We start from the raw sequence: 17,032 nt of genomic DNA, 5'->3' as shown, positions 1-17,032 counted from the left end.
AGTTGGGCTGTTGAAGCGATCGCCCGTCTTGGAGGCTATCTTGAACATCGACATAAAACTCCTATTGGTATCCAGGTACTATGGCGAGGTTGGTTAAAATTGCATGACCTCTGTGAGGGTTGGCAGCTTGCAAAAGAGACTTAACGGGAAAAGTCAGGTTTTTGATTGGGTACACTGTGAACGTACTGGACAGGCTCGGCAAGTACTACCCAAAAATCGAATGTCGATGATAGCTTGACCTTTGACATCGCTTCTTGGTATCCATTTGGTACTTTTATGTCCTTGAGGACAAGTAACTACTTTATTATCCCAATCCACTACAAAATTAGTTGCATCGAATCCAAGACCTGCTTTTGCTTGCCAACTAGGGTCTGGTCGCACTGGCCCAATTATTTCTACGTCATAATCAGTTTTGCTATTAACCAAATACTCAGCAGCAGTATACCCACTATCCATTAAATGTTCTTTTGGCAGCAATGTTTTAAGAGCTAGTGCTTCATGAATCGGTGGGACTGCCTGCTCATCAGTAATAGTGGATAGCGTCGTGTGAACATTTGTAATGAAACGAGGGCTATTTTCGTCACAAATCTCCGTCATGTGTACTTTATAGCCAACCCAATTGACGCTGCGCTTGGAACTATAATGTGCTTCGACATCATGAGGAGAGTGAATTGCCAATGTTGATGGTGGCATATCTTTGACGCTACGCCATTTTACCAACCCATCTTCTTGTGGGGCATAAAATTGCTGTACCCAGATTTGACGAAGAGTTTCCACGGCAGGCAGTTGGCGTAACCAATCTGGCGATGTTGGTGTATAAATTGCTTCTAGTAGAGTTAATCCATCTGCGCCAATCGTACTGCCTAAAGCTTCTCGCTCTGAATCCAATTTAGGTAAGCGATAGTTTTCTACACGACGACCGTAGCGGTCAAACCAATCTGGTTGAATGTGGGCAGTTAACCACTCTGGCACAGCTACTGCTAAACTATCGAGGGCGGAACGCATTCCTTCCCCTAATGTTTCCAGTCGATTCAGGGAGCGGATTGCTGCCACCACATGAGTTGAATCTGTGCGCTGTCGTCGATGGGTTTTTAATAATCCTTTTGACTGTAACTGGCTCAAAAGTATGTCCAGTAGCTTTTGCTCCATACCAGAGTTCACCAACCGAGTGCGAAACTCGGATAAAATGGAGAAATCAAAGCCACTGTCTGTTAACGGTAAGCTTAAGGCATATTTCCAGTCAATTCGCGCCCGCACTGCGTCTGCTGCTTGTCGGTCTGATAAATTTTCCACAAACTGCATTACACATATTAGTGCTAGTCGCCAAGGGGACTCTGCTGGTTGTCCCCGTTGCGAAAACAACTCTACAAAAGCTTCATCTTCATAAATACTGCCCAATGTATCGCGTATCTGTAGGTAAATATTTCCCTTGGGAAAGGCAGCACGAGCTACCTGTACAGTTTCAACGGGTATGTCAGGTATATTTTGAGGATGTATCGACATATTGACTTATGCCCAACTGTAGGAATTTATTGTTGATCCTACTCCTTTTTGAGATGCCCTATTTGAATTCGCCAACAGTGTCTTAAAATCAATTTCACGCATTCTGTAATAAACCCAGCCTGATTTATATCCTCTTGTCTTTGCTGTCTGTTTATAATTAGAGTAAATAGACCCAATAGACTCAATTGATTTTTTAATAACTTCAGATTTTAAAGGGTTTCTAGTGTGTTCAAAATACTCTTTAACATCTATGTTTGGATTATAATCATATAAATTGGAACGGCAAAGTTTAAATTTTGATACGCTATGAGGTATGTTGACAGACAAAAAAATATATGATTCTGTTTTATAGTAAACATAGAAATCTGTCAAATCACCCTTTTTACTTAGACCATAGGTTTTGATAAAATCTTCTGTAATTTCCTTACCAGTAAACTCAAAGTGAGACTCGCCGAGATATTTATAAGTAAGCTGATATTTCTCGTTTTGTTTATCAGTTACTCTTTGATAAAATAAATAAGAATTAACATCTAAATCTCCAAAATAATTTAGTTCCTCAACAGCTAGATTATTTGGCAGTATTCTTGATTGTAATTGTTCCAGATTTGGAAACATTATACTTGAATTGATGTCTACTCTAATATATTAAATTAAAACTAGAAGGTTTATTAAAATTATTGAAAAAATTAATTTATTTAAATATATTCTCTGTTTATAAGACAGATAAAAACTATTAACAGGGATTAGAATAAAAGTAGTATTAAGTTGCTGAAACGTTCGCTTGAGAAAAAACACTTATAGTGTGGCAATGTCCAAAAAGAAATCAGCCAAAAAACAAAAATCAAATGGATTTGACAGCCAATTTGAACAATTAAGGATTGGGGAATTTTATCGCTTAATGTCCCAAAAATATGGGGTTGGTTGCGTTGTGATTAATTATTTAGCTCACCCAGCAACAGGTGATTTGTTCAAAGTAGCAACCTACGCATTACCGACCAGTAATGATTTACTGCCAATGGATAGAATTGTTGTGGCTGGACTTAACCCAAAAGAATCTATCGCATACGTTCGCTTAATTAGTATCCAGTCAGAATCAGTTTTAGCTGTCACGCACATGAGCGCTCCAATTATGGATGAGGTGGTAAATGTTAATACCAACGATGAGATAACGCTTTTTAGATAGTCATTAGCCAAGACAAATCAACCCGATAGCAAGGGCGATGCCGACTATGTTTGCGCTGACTACGTAACCAAAAGCCTGAAATCACGCCATCCACTCAGTCCATTGCGGCGCATCTGTCACCAGTTGAGCAAATTTGTCAGGGCTTGTATCCTCAAGCTCCAGCATTACACCCAACCGTTCATCACTCGTTAGTGTACTGAGTAATTCTTTCACAGCATCAACCCTGTATTCAACCCGTTCAATCGCCAGTCGAGCATAATATTTGACCCGCTCCCACCAAGAATCACTGAGTTCTGCATCTGTGTCCATACCCCCCCGATTATTATCTCCATCTTCATTAATGGGGGGTGTGGACGGAGCATTAATCCCATATTGAGACTGCATTCTAGCTTTATGTGCCGCCTGAAGCTCAAGTGATTCTTGCCGCTTCCGTTCCTTCTCTTCCCTCTGCCGTTGCCGATAATCCAGCACCTTCTGGATAAACTCGACATCAAGAGTATTGAGCCGATAATACCGAACTCGTTGACCATCCTCCATTGGTCGCCGCGATTCAGTGGACAGTCCGAGTTGAGAAAGATACTGCCCCAAAATCCACATCGGAGACTCCGATAGTGGGATGGTCAGATTGAGAATACCTTTAACGTGAGATGCGTTGCGTTTAGAGAAGTCAGCCAAAGCCTGAATCATCGCCTCGTCCCCTTTAATCTCAACCCCAGACATGAGATAGATCAACACTGCTCTCAGTCCCAGCCGATGACGCATCAACCAAGCCGTAGAAAGATTGCTCCAGTCTGTGCAGATAGCTAATCGCTCTCGTTCCGATTTATCCCGTTCGGCAACAATAGCTGGCGGTGGAATAAATTCTCGCCCCTGTTCATCAGTGACCATTTCCCCAGGCGCTGCTAATATTGCCTCCAGTGCGACAATCTTTTTAATTAAGCGTCCCCCGTCATCTTGCTCAACCAGTTCCGGGGTAACGCTCATGCCGTAAGTATCCTGTATGCGGAACTTCTCACACTCCAAAACCTCCTCCGGCTTGAGATAATCCTGATGCTGCCTACTGGTGTAAGTCCTTCTGTCAATATCTTTGGCGTTAGCAACTTTACGGTAATGTTCCTCATCAATGGCAATACCCGCCGCCTTCATCCACCGCGAAGTCCCTTCATCACTACCGTTGCCCAAAGGAATAATTGTATTGCCCATTTCCTCCAGAAGCGATCGCAAATCAGCCCGAAGATTATTGATCGACCAATTGCGCTGTGCTTCAATTTGGCAAGAGGCATCCAATGCCCAATCCTTCTCAGCCCCACGTTTGCCCGTTTCTCGGTTAATGCGGATGAGAAAGGCAGTCATTTCATTCTTCTGGAGAATCTTTTCCTTGATGCGTCGGGCATTGGTTTCGGCGTAACCAAAAGGAGGGTGCGGTGCCACCCAAACATACATCGGCACATCTGGACGATACCGCCATAACTGTTGAGCGCATTCTGTAGCCGACTGCGAGACAGCATGAAACACGCCAAACACGGCATCAAAATGATAGCTGGAAATGTCAACCCCTGAACTGAGACTGGGAGTAATTAAAAAAGCATCAATATCCTTAATGGCAATATTAATCTCCCTAATGAAAATCACATTCTCTTCACTGCCACTGTTTTCTGAATGAATAGCCCACACCCGTAACTTGCGGTCTTCTGCTGATTCCGGTATATCATCATCAGGCGTATCTATCGATGTCCCATCATTCAAAGCGCGTTCCAACTTTTTGATGAAGCGCTTGCTGTCGCTGACCATCATCAGTTTTTTACCCAGCATCAACTGAGCGTGGAACTCTGCAACTATTGCACTACTGTTTTTACCTTCGTACCAATAAACCTGACGACCACCAGAGCGGTATTCGTTTTTGATGATGTAGGGTTTTTCGCCAGCCGGTCGCATTCGCATGAAGAACTCAATGGTCAGGTCATCGAGGTGAGCATCTGCTAAAACAACCAGTTTAGCATTGTAAACCAGATACTCCAGCACTTCCAGGATAGCCCCCCGGTGTTCTTTGCAAGTTTTGGACTTGAGCAAGTGGGCGAGATACTGGCAAGCTTCATCAATAAATAAGATGTCATAAGCCTGTAAATCATTCGCCATCTTATACAGTGAGTCTACCGTGATGCTGAGAGCCTTTGCTTTAGCCCAGTCACCGCAGGATATGGCAGAGTACATTGCAGTTTGCAGGCGATCGCTCAAATTCTTCAAAAGAGTAACCCGATGCCCATTGTTCAAAAAGCTCAAGTCTGGGTTATCTCTTCTAATCATCGCCAAGATTTCAGTTTTACCTGTGCCCATGTCGGAAGCCAAACCCACTAACCCCGATTGAGGCAGTGAGCGGATGACTGTGGAAAGATAGCGGGTATTGACTATCACATCGGGTTTAAATTTGCGAAGTCCCCTGGCACGATTCACGAAAAACCTTTGGCTTAACTCGCTGATTCTTAAGGCATCAGCAATCATCGTGCTGACTGCTTTATCAGCTTTTTTCCCCAAAGCCACAACCCAATCGTCAATTCCTTTTTCTGGCCCAGGCAACAGCGCCACTTCGCATTGACAGGAAAGGTGGAGAATTACTTGACAGGTGCGGCGAGTAGCAGCAAAAATCTGCTGTTTGGTTTTGGGCTTGCTTTCGTAATCGAAGAGAATGACAAACTTACGCTTCTGTTGAGCCATTGGGACTAAATCAGGGTGCAGGTATTCCAAGTCTTCCTTGCCGACGCGCCCGTTCCAGATTCCAGGGAGGGCGATCGCTACAAAGCCTAAAGTTAGGAGACAAGCAGCCTTCTTCTCTCCCTCCGTAAGGCATACAGGGATTTCGGGGTGAGCCATGACCCAAGCCCAGAATCCTAAAGCTTCACCATCTTCGGTAATGATAATATGTTCTGGCATCGGCACGTCATACCGCAGGGCTATCAACTTCCAGATGTGTAGGGGGACTCTCAGATATGTGACACGGTTGGGAGTTTTTGGGGGTGACTCGTATTTAACTGGCTTTTGAGTTTGTTCTTTGGTGTCCTTGTCCCATTCGAGCCGAGGATAATCTGGTTTCATCCGTCCCCAGTCCATCGGTAGCCAGTCATTGAGAGGGTCAAGTCCACTAACCCACCATGCACCGGACTCTAAATGGGCATATCTTTTCAAGTACCCGTCACGCAGTCGCCCATCGTTGCGTCGAGTGGTTTGGGGCAGGGCATATAAAAGGTACTCATATACTAAAGAACCACTTAGAGAGCGGACATTCAGGGCAGTGAGTTTGGGGTCAACGGCGGAATTGACCACCCATTCATGCCAATGGTTAGGAGCTAATTCACTGTTCTGATTCTGATGTGTATCAATTGTGTGGCTCAAATGATCAGCATCATTTTGGTTTGAGGAGTCACGTAAATTTAGATAATGCTTTGGTAATTCATAATGAGAATTGATGAAGTGATTTTTAGGTACAGTTTTGAAATCAGTTTGTTTTTTGAAAACTCCTTTTGAGGTTGGTTCAGAAGTATTGGGTGTTTTAGGTAAGCCATAATTAGGATCTAATAACCGACGACGTTTTGCTTCTCCCATGATCTGACTCCTTTTTGATGAAACAAGGTAGTACAAAAGAACTAAGAAGTTGTGATTGTAAATGACTTAGAAAAAATCAATTGCACGAAAAATTGATGCTGTCAGCCAGTGAATCTGATATAGAATCAGGGTTGACAGCTTTTTTGAAGTGCTATTGTTTCTCTGCTCAGATTGAAAAAATCAGAATTATCTGCTTCCGCCTGTGTGTGGTCGGAATGTGAGATTAATTCGCGTGCTAACAACTTTGTTGGTTTTAGGAACCTGATGCAGATGTGTGGACTGACAGCCTGGGTGCATCACAAGTAAGCTCCCGTGTTCCAGCCAGAAATCTGTTGCTTTGCCATTTCTCGGTTTGATTTGGAATTTGCGACATGACCCCAGGCTGACTGATGCGATCGCTGGATTTATACCCATTGATTGCTCATTGTCTGCGTGCCAGCCGATTGAATCCTGTCCACTGCGGTATTGATTTCCAATGACAATGCGGAACTTATAACCAGTTAGCGCAGTGATTCTGTCTCGTAACTTAGCCAGATTGTCTGTCCAAGTCAGGGGTTTCAAAAATACGCTGTTCGAGTATAGGTAATCGCAGCCGTAGTCCCCGTAAATGCACTCCAGACGGGGAACAGGAATTGTTTTACCCGCGATTCTGATTTGGTTCTGCTGCCACTTCAGTTGTAAACAGTGTTGGTAGAGTTCGTTTGCAAGTTCCTGAGTTAAGAAATCGGGGTAATAAATGATGGGTAAAACTGGGGTTGATTCCTGAAACAAATTGAGTTGTTGCATGGTACTTTTCTCCCATTCAAGAAAGTATTCTGAAGATAATTGCTGTCAGTTTTGACCAGTAGAGAAAACCTCAATCAATACACTCTCTGGATATAAACCAACTTTTCCAAAACGTGGGTCATGAATGCGTTCTATTTCTATTCCTTGTTTCCGACACAATGCGCTTGCCTTTCTGCCTTTAGTACCCGCTTCTTTTACCGATATTTCTAAACCTTGAAGATTAGCGAATCCAACAACACTATATTTATGTCCGCATGGGGTGTTTACTCTGTCTTGTTCAACTTCAACTGCTTTGAGTCTCGCCAAGATTTGAGTTTGTTGCTGTTGTTGCTCCAATAAATATTGTTCTTGCTGTGCCATCTGTTGGGCGATCGCAGCGAGTAACTGTATTTGTGTCATCGCTGTTTCGGAAGGATTGGTAGGTTTAGTCCAGCCCAATTTGTCCTGAATCCATGCCCGAATGCCGATGGTGTTGAATGAACGGCATACCAATCTGGCTTGTTTAGTGCAGTATCTACCAGCTTCGTAAGCGTAGTACTCTAAGATAATTGCGATTGCAGTGTCGGGGATACCACTGGTTCTCCAGTCAGTTAGGTTCGCGGCATCAAAGCTTTGTTGCATAAGCATTTGAGCCAGTTTGGAGGGTTCCAGGTTCGCACTCTCTAATGCTTTACCGATAGCTTTATCACTAACCCCAGCCAGTCTTGCAGTTGCCCGAAGGCTAGCTTTCGCTTGACCATTAGTGTCAACTTCAATCTCTTGTTTTATCTGTTCGATGATTTCGACGATTTCGATTTGTGACATAAGTTTATTTGTGTGATTAGAAAGAATTAAACATTTACCCGCACCAAACTTTTCTCACCAACTAATGAGAAACGATTCGATATAGTTGGTGTCTTAATTAACGTTGGTGACATCAATTCAACAAGGTAAAACCAAGAATCATGCACCAGCGCAATCCCCAGAATCAGCCGTTGTTTTGTTCCTTTATCGTGAGAGCAGAGGATCACTCTTTCGCCCAAAACAAAAGTAGGTTTTTGCACGTTGAGGGTTTCTAACTCTCCAGTGGCGATAATTTGGTTTTGTGTAGCGTGGAGTATTTCATTGCGGCAATCAATCGAATAAATCCAACATTCGTGTTTCCATTGCATCCCACAGCAGTAACCGAATGTTCTTGTTGTGCGGAGAAAAACTCTCTGTAGTAAATTAACTGCAACAGGCGGAATTGTTTGTCCCCAAGGCGGGGAGAGATACCAACTTGTTTGAAGTGCATTAATATGGTCAATCATGCTTGTTTCCCTAATAGGTAATTAATCGCTTCAACATCAAGAGCAGCAATACGTTTTTTAATGGATTGTGGGGGATTGTCAAAAAACTGTTTTAAATCCCATTTCCGAATTTGGTAATGTCTGGCAGAGCGTCTTGTAGCTTTGAGCCATCCTCTTTTTACCCACCTTGTAACAGTTGAGAAATTCAATTGAAGAACTTGAGCAATTTCTTTGCAACAATAGTTATCAAGAGTGGGACGGGCTGAATAACCTAAGTTGTTTAACTTCAGGTAAATTGCAACTGGTGTGCGTTGATATCCTCGCCTTTTTAGGATTGAAGCTATTTGTTTGACTGTATAGACTTCAGCTTTCGCCTCAATAATTGCTAGTTCTTCATCAGTCCATTTGATACTCATAATCTCACCTCTGATATTGATGCAGGAATAGAATGTGTGTCAGCTTGTTCTGGTACAATCCGAGCGCTGATTGATTCAAAGTCCACTTGAAAGATGTTCATCTCAGTCTGCATTTCTCCAGTGTTGTAGCGCTCTACGATATGCTGTTTGATTGCGTATTCATCAAGTCCATCAGGAATATTTAGGTGTGCTTCACTTGTGATTTTTTCAACAACTATAACGATGGCTTTTATGGCTAATTCCTATCTGATTAATTGAGGATTCAGAAATAAAACTTTTTCTGAATCCTGTATGCTGATTTACACTGCTCCAGCTTTTGCAGTTTGTAACTGTTGCATCCATCCGTCGATTGCCGTTAACTCATCAGTACCGTTAATAACAGCATCAACCACTTGGTTACTCGGCATTTTTGACATATAAATAGATGGGTTCAGAAGGGTTGCATAAACCTAGTTTGATTTCAGTAACCATGTTCACCTCGGTTAAAGTTTCATTGATTGGTGTTCTGTGTGCAATAATGGGAATTCTGTAGCGGGAGAAGAACTTCCGTGCGTTCACTTGAATAAGCGGCACTCATTCAGGTGAACGCTTTTCTACTAAACAGAAGGTTCTCGATTACGCTCTAATTCCCATTGCAGATAGGTAAGCGCAGTGCTAGCATCAGCAATGTTTAAATCAGGTTGATATCCCAAGCCCAATAGTTGTTTGTAGTCTGGGTGCGTAGCAATAAGGGATATCAGGGTTTGAGCTTGTTCAACTAACTGGTAGAGATTGGGGTTAGATATTTCAATACCAAGCCGTGAACATAAATCCTCAGCTTTAACACCTATTGTCCCTGGCTCAATCTCGGTTTCTAATTCTTCAAGTAGAGATTGAAAATTCGGATGTTCATCGTTGATTTCAACCTCAAATAAATCTGCACTCTTTGTAACAGTGGTTGCCCAATCTGGTAAAGTTTGTGGAATCGTCTTCGCGTAAAGTTTCATAATTTTCTCCTCTGGGACTAGTAACCTAAAAATCCTCGGCAATCTCCAACAAAAAGCCGCGCCCCGTATTCTGTACTTGCACCAGTTCTTTATCTAGCAGAGTTTGAATCACTGAATCGGAGAATTGGAATTGCAAACGGTGCAGAGGAACACAACCGCCACAAAGCCGAATCGAACGCAGCAAATGATTGGCTCTACGGTCAAAGCTATTTGTAGAATTAGCCATTGTTCGCACCCTTAGTTAATACGGTTAACTGTCTGTTGAGAATGCTTATCTGCTGTTGATAAAAGTCAATTTCAGCAGTGATTTGGTGGAATAATTCTTCTGGAGAGAGCGGTTGGATTTGATCCTCTTTCAAGTACGATATTTCATCAGAATTCTTATTAGGCATCAGCGCATAACGCCAGCCATCATCAAATTGTTCAGCCAACTCTGTACCCAAAGGATAGTAATAAAGTCCCAGTATGATGCCCTGTTGTGTACGCTGTTCCAAGTTAAAGCGAGGGTAGGGCCAGTGTTGAGGGATCGAGATTGTGGGTTGCATAGATGAATAGGTGAATGAAGGGACAATGAAGCTCTTTAGCAGAGGAGCGGAGGAGCAGAGGAGAGATTTGTACAGATTCTTTCCCCTCTGCACCCCTGCCCCTCTGCACCCCTGCCTCTTTACGCTGTGACTAACTCCGTTCTCTCCAGCAGCCGTTGCAATTTATCGCCAGTTAGCTGTTCTAATGGCTGATCTAAAAAATATTCATCAAAAATGGATTTACTATCAGTAGACACGTCCACCATCGACAGCGATCGCACAGCATCAAACACGGAGTTAGAATACTGCTGTTGGACTGAATAACGCCTCTTCACCCACCAGTTCCCGTCAGTGCATCCGACTTGCCCCAGTTTCACGCCCTTGTTGTTGTAAATGCCATCATCGAGAATTTCAAACCCGTAATTCTGGCACTCGTTGAAGATATGCGCCATGATTTGGTTTTCAGTAGTGGAAGAGGACAAGGAGCAGGGTGCGGGGTGCATGGGAGAGAATCTTTCCCCTCTGCTCCCTGCCCCCTGCACCCCTGCCTCTTCCTGCACTGGCAGTGTGCCATCTTTGTAATGAGTGGTGCGATTCGTTGATTAGTGAATCACGGTAATCAGTCCGTAAATAACTAATCCAGCCCGACAGCAGATTACTGTCATTAAGGCTGAACTCTCGGTCAGATGCAAGTGAAAGCCTTGCCATTCAGACTCAGAATTGACTCCTTACCTGCCCACACCGAACAAGCTCGGTTCTTGCAGAGTGAAGCTGGGAACAGGGCGCAATCAGACGACCGTTGCGGGTTGACACTGGCGCTAACAGGGAGTTCCTACGATGAAATAGAGCCTAAAAAAGCGACTTATACAAGGGCAGGGCGCAACACAAAAAAACCCTGACCTCATTGGAGTCCATTCCCGCCGAATCATCGCTCAGAAAACGGCAAGAGTCTAGGGAATCCAATAGTCGAAGTGGCTACATCTAACGGAACAATCAATCTCTCCGAGGGAACGAATAAAAACGATTTGGGAGTCTTGGGGCAGTCGAACCCCAGGTAGGCTAGACGAGAAGCGGAATCCTCACAAGTCGGGTAGGACAGACCGTAATTGGTCTGAGGTGTTCAGAATACACAAACTAGAGAAGAGAAAATGATTAGACACAGTTACAAAACTAGTGAATCTTGGAGAGCTTTACCGTGGAAGAAATTCCGCCGAAATCTTCTCCGCCTTCAAAAGCGCGTGTACAAAGCGGTTCAAGTTGGAGACAAGCGGAAAGCTAGGTCACTCCAAAAGCTTATTCTAAAATCAACCTCGGCTCGATTTCTTGCAATTAGACAAGTATCTCAGCTAAATGCTGGTAAAAAGACGGCTGGTATCGATGGGAAAAAATCGCTCTCATTTGAAGAACGCTTCAACCTTGAAGAATTACTAAAAATGAATAGTGGAAACTGGAAGCATCAAGGATTACGGGAAATCCCCATCCCCAAAAAGGACGGGACTACCAGAATACTTAAGATACCTACCATCGCAGATAGAACTTGGCAATGCCTAGCAAAATATGCACTCGAACCAGCACACGAAGCCACTTTCCACGCCAGAAGTTACGGGTTTAGAACTGGGCGCTCTGCCCATGATGCACAACAGTACATCTTTACCAACCTTAACTCTTCCTGCAATGGAATAGAAAAACGAGTTATTGAACTCGATATCGAAAAATGCTTCGACAGGATTAACCACTCAGCAATAATGGATGAACTCATTGCCCCCAAAGGCTTAAAACTCGGTATCTTCCGATGCCTCAAGGCAGGGGTCAATCCAGAATTCCCTGAACAAGGAACCCCACAAGGGGGAGTGGTCAGCCCATTACTAGCTAACATCGCACTCAACGGGATTGAGAGTATACACAGATACACCAGGACAAAAGGACGCAAAATCACTGATAAAACCTCAAAGGAAGATATCAGAGAACCATCAGTCCGATACGCGGATGACATGGTTATTATACTCCGACCCGAAGATGATGCGACAGAGATACTTGAAAGAATCAGCGAGTTCCTCCGCAAACGCGGAATGAATGTAAGCCAAAAGAAAACCAAAGTTACCGCCGCGACAGATGGGTTTGATTTCCTCGGCTGGCACTTCAAAGTCCAGAAAAACGGAAAGTTTAGAAGCACTCCCTCGGTGGACAACTTCAAAGCATTCCGTAAGAAAGTAAAACACATCGTCAACAACTCGAATTATGGTGCTACCACAAAGGCTGAGAAATTAGCCCCGGTAGTTAGAGGGTGGAGAAATTACCATAAGTTCTGCAAGATGGACGGGTCTAGAAACTCGTTATACCACATCGAAACAAGAGCTTACACGGTATTTAACAAGGAAACCAAGCAAAACCGCTATTCTAGCAAGAAATTACTAGACAAAGCATTCCCAAAGGTTCCTCACTCCGAAAACAAACACACTTCTGTCAAGGGAACTAAATCACCTTACGACGGAGATACAGCCTACTGGAGTAAACGTAACAGTAAACTCTATGATGGCGAAACTTCTATTGCTCTTAAGAAGCAAAACCATAGATGTGCTTCCTGCGGCTTAAAGTTCATCGATGAGGAACGGGTTCACCTGCATCACATCGACGAAAATCACGCCAACTGGAAAAAGAATAATCTTGAAGCAATTCATGAGAGTTGCCACGATTACAAGCACATGAGCAAAGGCGCAAGCTAAGAACATCGGGAGCCGTGTACACGGAAACGGGTACGCACGGATCTAACTGAGAGGTGCGGGGAATAATATCCCCCATCGACTCAACCCAGATGAAGCGATCGCAACGCATTAGAGTGTTGGCACGGAATACTTTTTTATCATTGACCGTAACTACCCAGCGTTGGGTTAAATGGTTATCGTCATGGCTGATGTTGGCTATCAGTTGATTACCAGCGTAATATTCGTGATGGTCAAACGAGATTTCGACTATTGTGAGGGGTTCGGGAGCTACGGCTTGGGCTTGGGTTGCGATGTAGCTGTCGAGTTCGGCTTGGGCGAGGGCTTGGTTATCAGGAGCAACAGGGGCGAGTTTCTGAATCTTGCTGGCTTGATAATTAACAATGGCGGAAATCCAGGCATCCTTACAGCGTTTGTCGCTTACTTCGACTGTGCAGGCGATTTCGCTGTAGATTTGCTTGAGTCGGGCAATAGATTTCAGTTGCAGCTGTTGATAAGTGTAGATAGCGTGAGTCATAATTAGTAGGTTCTTCAATAGGACTAGAGAAGCGCTTCAGATTACCAGTCCAGGCGCTTTCTCTATCTCTATTAAATCAAGTTAATTTGTAGCTGTCAAGTTGGTTTGTAGTTTTATTTTTGTAGTAGAATTTTGTATAGATGAGTTCGGAGCATCCATTTATGAAGTTAAGAGAGTCTCTGGGATTAACCCAGAGGCAAATTGCTGAAGTTGTGGGAGTAACAGATCAAACTGTTTCTAACTGGGAGCGAGGAGTTAATTTGCCACGACTTACTCCTATACAGACAGCAAAATTATGTCAAATCACCCGGCTATCAATTGAAGAGCTTGCACAATTGTTTAACCAGTAAAGCAGAAATGATCACTGGTTAAACTATTAACTCGCTAGATTTGTCATCCTTTGTGCAATAGGAGTGATCGCATTTACCTTTTTCCTTTCCTGTCTAGCCACTTATCGCCTGCTTACTAGGACTTTAAGTGGGTAGATACGGGGATATTTGAAGTAGGGAGTGATGTCTGAATTTGTACGTGGATATTGTTTAGCAGTACGTAGTTTCTTAACGAATGATAGTCGTCCATCGCTAGATGCTTCTGGATTAAAACTACAGGAACACCTAAGTTTAATTGAAGCCAGCCTAAAGCGGATAGCTAAAAAAGAGGCTTACTAAAATAAGCTCAAACAAATTCTGAACAAAATGCTGGAACAAACAGCATCTTTATTCACTCCAATTACTGTTGCTTACCATTGGGTTCATCAAGCCGTAGAGATTCTTGATCAATATGTTCAAGACGTTACCCAAGGCGAAGATAAATTTGGAATTCATACTACTCCCCTTCCTCAAAATTTTGCGCTCGCTCGTAATTTTTCACTCAGCTTAATCCACAAATGTTTTAGCTTTTCTTAGTGCCACTCTGCTAAGAGTTGCTATGTTTTTTGTTTTATGCAACAAATCCGTATGTTTTTGTCAATCAGCCAAGTCATTAATGTACTCACATCCGTCCTAGCATCAGCAGCTTGGGGTACTGGTTCGATTCTTTTAGTAGAACTAGTAAGAGATGTATATCATGTGCTATCTCACCAATTCAATTGGCTCTATCGACAACATCACATATGGCATCACAAAGCTTTTCATTCAGACTTTTCAATTGTCAGTGAAGATCTTTATCGTCAGTCGCACTGGCATCACGATGTTCCAGAATCAGTTCTTATGTTCGTAGTTTCCTGTCTCTTCCTCGTAGCAGCCTATGCTTGCTTTCCAGACTGGGCTACTTTACTAGGTGCACTTTACGGAATATACTATACAACTCGCAGCATAATCTGGGCAGTAGCAAGAGGGTTGGGTTGGAAGTGGGCAGAGGAAACAGATCCCAACCACAAGCTTGGGCAATTTCTTGAGCCTCCCACTAAATGGACAGTTAACAAGTCCTACCATTGGCGACATCACTTTGAGAATCCTCAAGCATATTTCTCTGGTGTTTATACTCTTGTCGATAAGCTGTTAGGAACAGCAGTTTCTCTACAAGGAAAAACGGTTGCTGTCATGGGTGCGGAGGGAGCATTGGAACAGGCACTAATAAAGCATTTGATTGAAGTAGATGCTCGGGTAATAGCGTTAACTTCATTTCAAACCGGGCCAATCACTATTGAAGTTGCAGACAAGCTTTTAGCTCTAGAAACTATTTCCTGGCAAGTGGAGTGTGAGCAGGATTTATCAAAGGTGCTGGAGCAAGCAGATGTGCTTGTGTTGAATCATGGCGTAAATGTTTACGATCAGAGAACAGAGCAGGTTGTGATGAAATCTTTCGAGGTCAACACTTGGACTTGTTATTACTTACTGGAGCTATTTCTTTCAACCGTTCGCATTAGTGAAGATATTGCCAAAAAAGAGGCTTGGGTTGTCTGCTTTGAAGCAGAAATTGCTCCTGCACAAAGTCCTCTATACGAGTTGAGCAAGCGATCTTTGGACGAATTAGTCACTCTGCGTCGACTAGATGCACCTTGCATCATTCGTAAAATTTTGCTTGATGGTTTTCGCAGCAAGAGGTCAGTCACAAAGTACCTGTCCGCTAATTGGGTAGCTAAACAGATCATTAGTGCAGTCAAACGTGACATTCGCAATGTAATCATCTCATATTATCCTTGGAGTTACATCGTGCATCCAGTGCGTGAGTTTCTTGTTTCTAATTACTTCAGAACCGAAAATAGCTAATGCAGCAATAGCGTTCACTATGGTAGTAAATCCACGTAAAATTAGGGATTTTGCAAAAGCCGCAGGTAGATTAGCAAAGACAGATATTATTTTGACATTAGTAGGATAGGTTAAAGGTATTACTGTCCCAAAGAATCTCAACATCGTCCGATAACTACCACTAGTGCTTGTTCAACAGGAAATTCCCAACATCGTAACTCGACCGCTCATCGATAACGTGGCCAGGATTATTTAGTTAAATTGCCGCATTCTTGTAGAATTTATCTGCGTAACAGGCATTGTAGTAGTGATAGGATATCAAGCATGGACTGATTGTCGCTTTTGAGTTGTGGTTGTGAGAAGATGTTTTAAAAGTCAGAGTCAGCTAAAAATTATGCAAGTCGTCGAACCATAATACGAATCAGTACATAGAATCGCATTGACCACTGCAAATAAAGCCACATTCCGTGGACGATCACCGACTTTTCCTGATGGAAATTCTCCTGCAATCAATTCCAACTGTTAAAAATTTTTAAACAACTGTACAACATCCCTCCATTGGCGATGCCCGACTCATGCCATTACTGCGGGAGTGGGCATTAAAGCTTTAGTCCTTGCTCCGCATAGCTTAAAACTTTTCTTAGTGCCATTCATTGCTGTATCAATGACAATATTAGTGAAACTTGTGGTTCATCACATTGGGGTATTTTTTTTGCAGTTAGTCCTTTAGTTGTATCTAGAACCATATCTGCATCTTTTTCTTGTTCCAAAATCCATTTTTTTTCTCCAAGTTTTATAAAGTGAACTTGTTTGTCAAAAAGATATTCCGGATCTCCACGCTCTTCTATATTTCTCTTCTTAATTCTTTCAAATCTAATATTATCATCAGCATTTAAAAATATTGAGAATGTTGATACGCCTAAATTCTCTATTCTTTCCTTATATCTGATAGCGTGTACACCGTCAATTATAATTGGTTGATTTTCTTTTTTAGTTAGAGACGAATATGCTGTTCTCGTTTCAGATATAAAATCATATCCGGGTATGTTGGCTTGTCCATTCTTAAATAACTGATAAAAATTAGATATGAATAATTCTATATCGAGAGCTGAGGGACTATCACACTGAGGTGCTTCTCCATATTCATCAGAATATTCTTTTGCTAATTCATCTAAATTAAAGAAATAATTATCCATTGACAGAATAATTCCGTTTAATAACGGTGCAATCAATTTACTAAAATCTGTTTTACCTGACCCTGTAGGCCCAGCAATCAAATATGTTTGTATCATCTTCGGTTATTTCAAAAAAGTTCAGGATATCTAAAGGATTCTAATGAGTTG

General features: G+C 42.7%; 18 protein-coding genes and 3 pseudogenes. 8 read left to right on the top strand and 13 right to left on the bottom strand.

Annotated features, from left to right (window positions below):
* Nucleotides 1-144, top strand: a pseudogene (locus tag RM347_RS31290) (IS4-like element ISSysp3 family transposase); the annotation flags it as partial.
* 12 nt (nt 145-156) lie between these two features.
* On the opposite strand, the pseudogene RM347_RS31285 reads toward RM347_RS31290, so the two are convergent.
* Together RM347_RS31285 and RM347_RS31280 are read right to left on the bottom strand one after the other, a co-directional pair.
* Nucleotides 157-1,503, bottom strand: a pseudogene (locus RM347_RS31285) (IS1182 family transposase); the annotation flags it as partial.
* A 6-nt stretch (nt 1,504-1,509) separates the two neighbouring features.
* A complete protein-coding gene (locus RM347_RS31280) occupies nt 1,510-2,118 on the bottom strand; it encodes a hypothetical protein (RefSeq protein WP_322717709.1) in 609 nt (202 codons plus the stop codon).
* Between the two features lie 193 nt (nt 2,119-2,311).
* On the opposite strand from RM347_RS31280, the gene RM347_RS31275 reads away from it, so the two are divergent.
* Nucleotides 2,312-2,686, top strand: a complete 375-nt coding sequence (locus RM347_RS31275; protein WP_322717708.1) for a hypothetical protein — start codon at nt 2,312-2,314, stop codon at nt 2,684-2,686.
* 81 nt (nt 2,687-2,767) lie between these two features.
* On the opposite strand, the gene RM347_RS31270 is transcribed toward RM347_RS31275, so the two are convergent.
* The 10 genes from RM347_RS31270 to RM347_RS31225 all read right to left on the bottom strand — a co-directional run bounded on the left by RM347_RS31270 (nt 2,768) and on the right by RM347_RS31225 (nt 10,971).
* Nucleotides 2,768-6,283, bottom strand: a complete 3,516-nt coding sequence (locus tag RM347_RS31270; protein WP_322717707.1) for a plasmid replication protein, CyRepA1 family — start codon at nt 6,281-6,283, stop codon at nt 2,768-2,770.
* A 186-nt stretch (nt 6,284-6,469) separates the two neighbouring features.
* Entirely contained in the window at nt 6,470-7,069 is a 600-nt protein-coding gene (locus RM347_RS31265) for an alpha-ketoglutarate-dependent dioxygenase AlkB family protein (protein ID WP_322717706.1), read from the bottom strand.
* Between the two features lie 45 nt (nt 7,070-7,114).
* Nucleotides 7,115-7,873, bottom strand: coding sequence for a hypothetical protein (locus RM347_RS31260; protein ID WP_322717705.1), 759 nt, complete (start codon nt 7,871-7,873; stop codon nt 7,115-7,117).
* 26 nt (nt 7,874-7,899) lie between these two features.
* A complete protein-coding gene (locus tag RM347_RS31255; RefSeq protein ID WP_322717704.1) occupies nt 7,900-8,358 on the bottom strand; it encodes a DUF1392 domain-containing protein in 459 nt (152 codons plus the stop codon).
* Entirely contained in the window at nt 8,355-8,753 is a 399-nt protein-coding gene (locus tag RM347_RS31250; protein WP_322717703.1) for a helix-turn-helix domain-containing protein, read from the bottom strand. The genes RM347_RS31255 and RM347_RS31250 overlap by 4 nt, the downstream gene beginning before the upstream one ends.
* 596 nt (nt 8,754-9,349) lie before the next feature.
* Nucleotides 9,350-9,739, bottom strand: a complete 390-nt coding sequence (locus tag RM347_RS31245; RefSeq protein WP_322717702.1) for a hypothetical protein — start codon at nt 9,737-9,739, stop codon at nt 9,350-9,352.
* 25 nt (nt 9,740-9,764) lie between these two features.
* Entirely contained in the window at nt 9,765-9,965 is a 201-nt protein-coding gene (locus tag RM347_RS31240) for a hypothetical protein (protein WP_322717701.1), read from the bottom strand.
* Nucleotides 9,958-10,284, bottom strand: coding sequence for a hypothetical protein (locus RM347_RS31235; protein ID WP_322717700.1), 327 nt, complete (start codon nt 10,282-10,284; stop codon nt 9,958-9,960). Before RM347_RS31235 ends, RM347_RS31240 begins: the two co-directional genes overlap by 8 nt.
* 119 nt (nt 10,285-10,403) lie before the next feature.
* Nucleotides 10,404-10,715: a hypothetical protein gene (locus RM347_RS31230; protein WP_322717699.1), complete on the bottom strand. Its 312-nt coding sequence runs from the start codon at nt 10,713-10,715 to the stop codon at nt 10,404-10,406.
* 10 nt (nt 10,716-10,725) lie between these two features.
* A complete protein-coding gene (locus RM347_RS31225; protein WP_322717698.1) occupies nt 10,726-10,971 on the bottom strand; it encodes a hypothetical protein in 246 nt (81 codons plus the stop codon).
* A gap of 440 nt (nt 10,972-11,411) precedes the next feature.
* Here RM347_RS31225 and RM347_RS31220 point away from each other — a divergent pair, with 440 nt between their 5' ends.
* The 6 genes and pseudogenes from RM347_RS31220 to RM347_RS31195 all read left to right on the top strand — a co-directional run.
* Nucleotides 11,412-12,986 (top strand): group II intron reverse transcriptase/maturase, encoded by a 1,575-nt coding sequence (locus RM347_RS31220; RefSeq protein WP_322717697.1) that lies wholly within the window; start codon nt 11,412-11,414, stop codon nt 12,984-12,986.
* A 675-nt stretch (nt 12,987-13,661) separates the two neighbouring features.
* Nucleotides 13,662-13,850, top strand: coding sequence for a helix-turn-helix transcriptional regulator (locus RM347_RS31215; RefSeq protein ID WP_322717696.1), 189 nt, complete (start codon nt 13,662-13,664; stop codon nt 13,848-13,850).
* 162 nt (nt 13,851-14,012) lie between these two features.
* Nucleotides 14,013-14,168: a hypothetical protein gene (locus RM347_RS31210; RefSeq protein WP_322717695.1), complete on the top strand. Its 156-nt coding sequence runs from the start codon at nt 14,013-14,015 to the stop codon at nt 14,166-14,168.
* A 27-nt stretch (nt 14,169-14,195) separates the two neighbouring features.
* Nucleotides 14,196-14,405 carry a hypothetical protein gene (locus RM347_RS31205; protein ID WP_322717694.1) on the top strand — a complete coding sequence of 70 codons (210 nt, stop codon included), beginning with the start codon at nt 14,196-14,198 and terminating at the stop codon, nt 14,403-14,405.
* Nucleotides 14,406-14,441: 36 nt separating this feature from the next.
* On the top strand, nt 14,442-15,710 hold the full coding sequence (locus RM347_RS31200) for a bifunctional sterol desaturase/short chain dehydrogenase (protein ID WP_322717693.1): 1,269 nt from the start codon (nt 14,442-14,444) through the stop codon (nt 15,708-15,710).
* A pseudogene (locus RM347_RS31195) lies at nt 15,700-15,801 on the top strand (IS110 family transposase); the annotation flags it as partial. The gene RM347_RS31200 and the pseudogene RM347_RS31195, both read left to right, overlap by 11 nt.
* A gap of 538 nt (nt 15,802-16,339) precedes the next feature.
* Here RM347_RS31195 and RM347_RS31190 read toward each other — a convergent pair.
* Nucleotides 16,340-16,981 (bottom strand): uridine kinase family protein, encoded by a 642-nt coding sequence (locus RM347_RS31190; RefSeq protein ID WP_322717692.1) that lies wholly within the window; start codon nt 16,979-16,981, stop codon nt 16,340-16,342.
* Nucleotides 16,982-17,032: the final 51 nt, after the last annotated feature.

The sequence above is a fragment of the Nostoc sp. ChiQUE02 genome (assembly GCF_034531305.2).
Lineage (GTDB): Bacteria > Cyanobacteriota > Cyanobacteriia > Cyanobacteriales > Nostocaceae > Nostoc.
The sequence above is the reverse complement of the archived record's forward strand: the minus strand, read 5'-3'. Positions and strand labels throughout refer to the sequence as shown.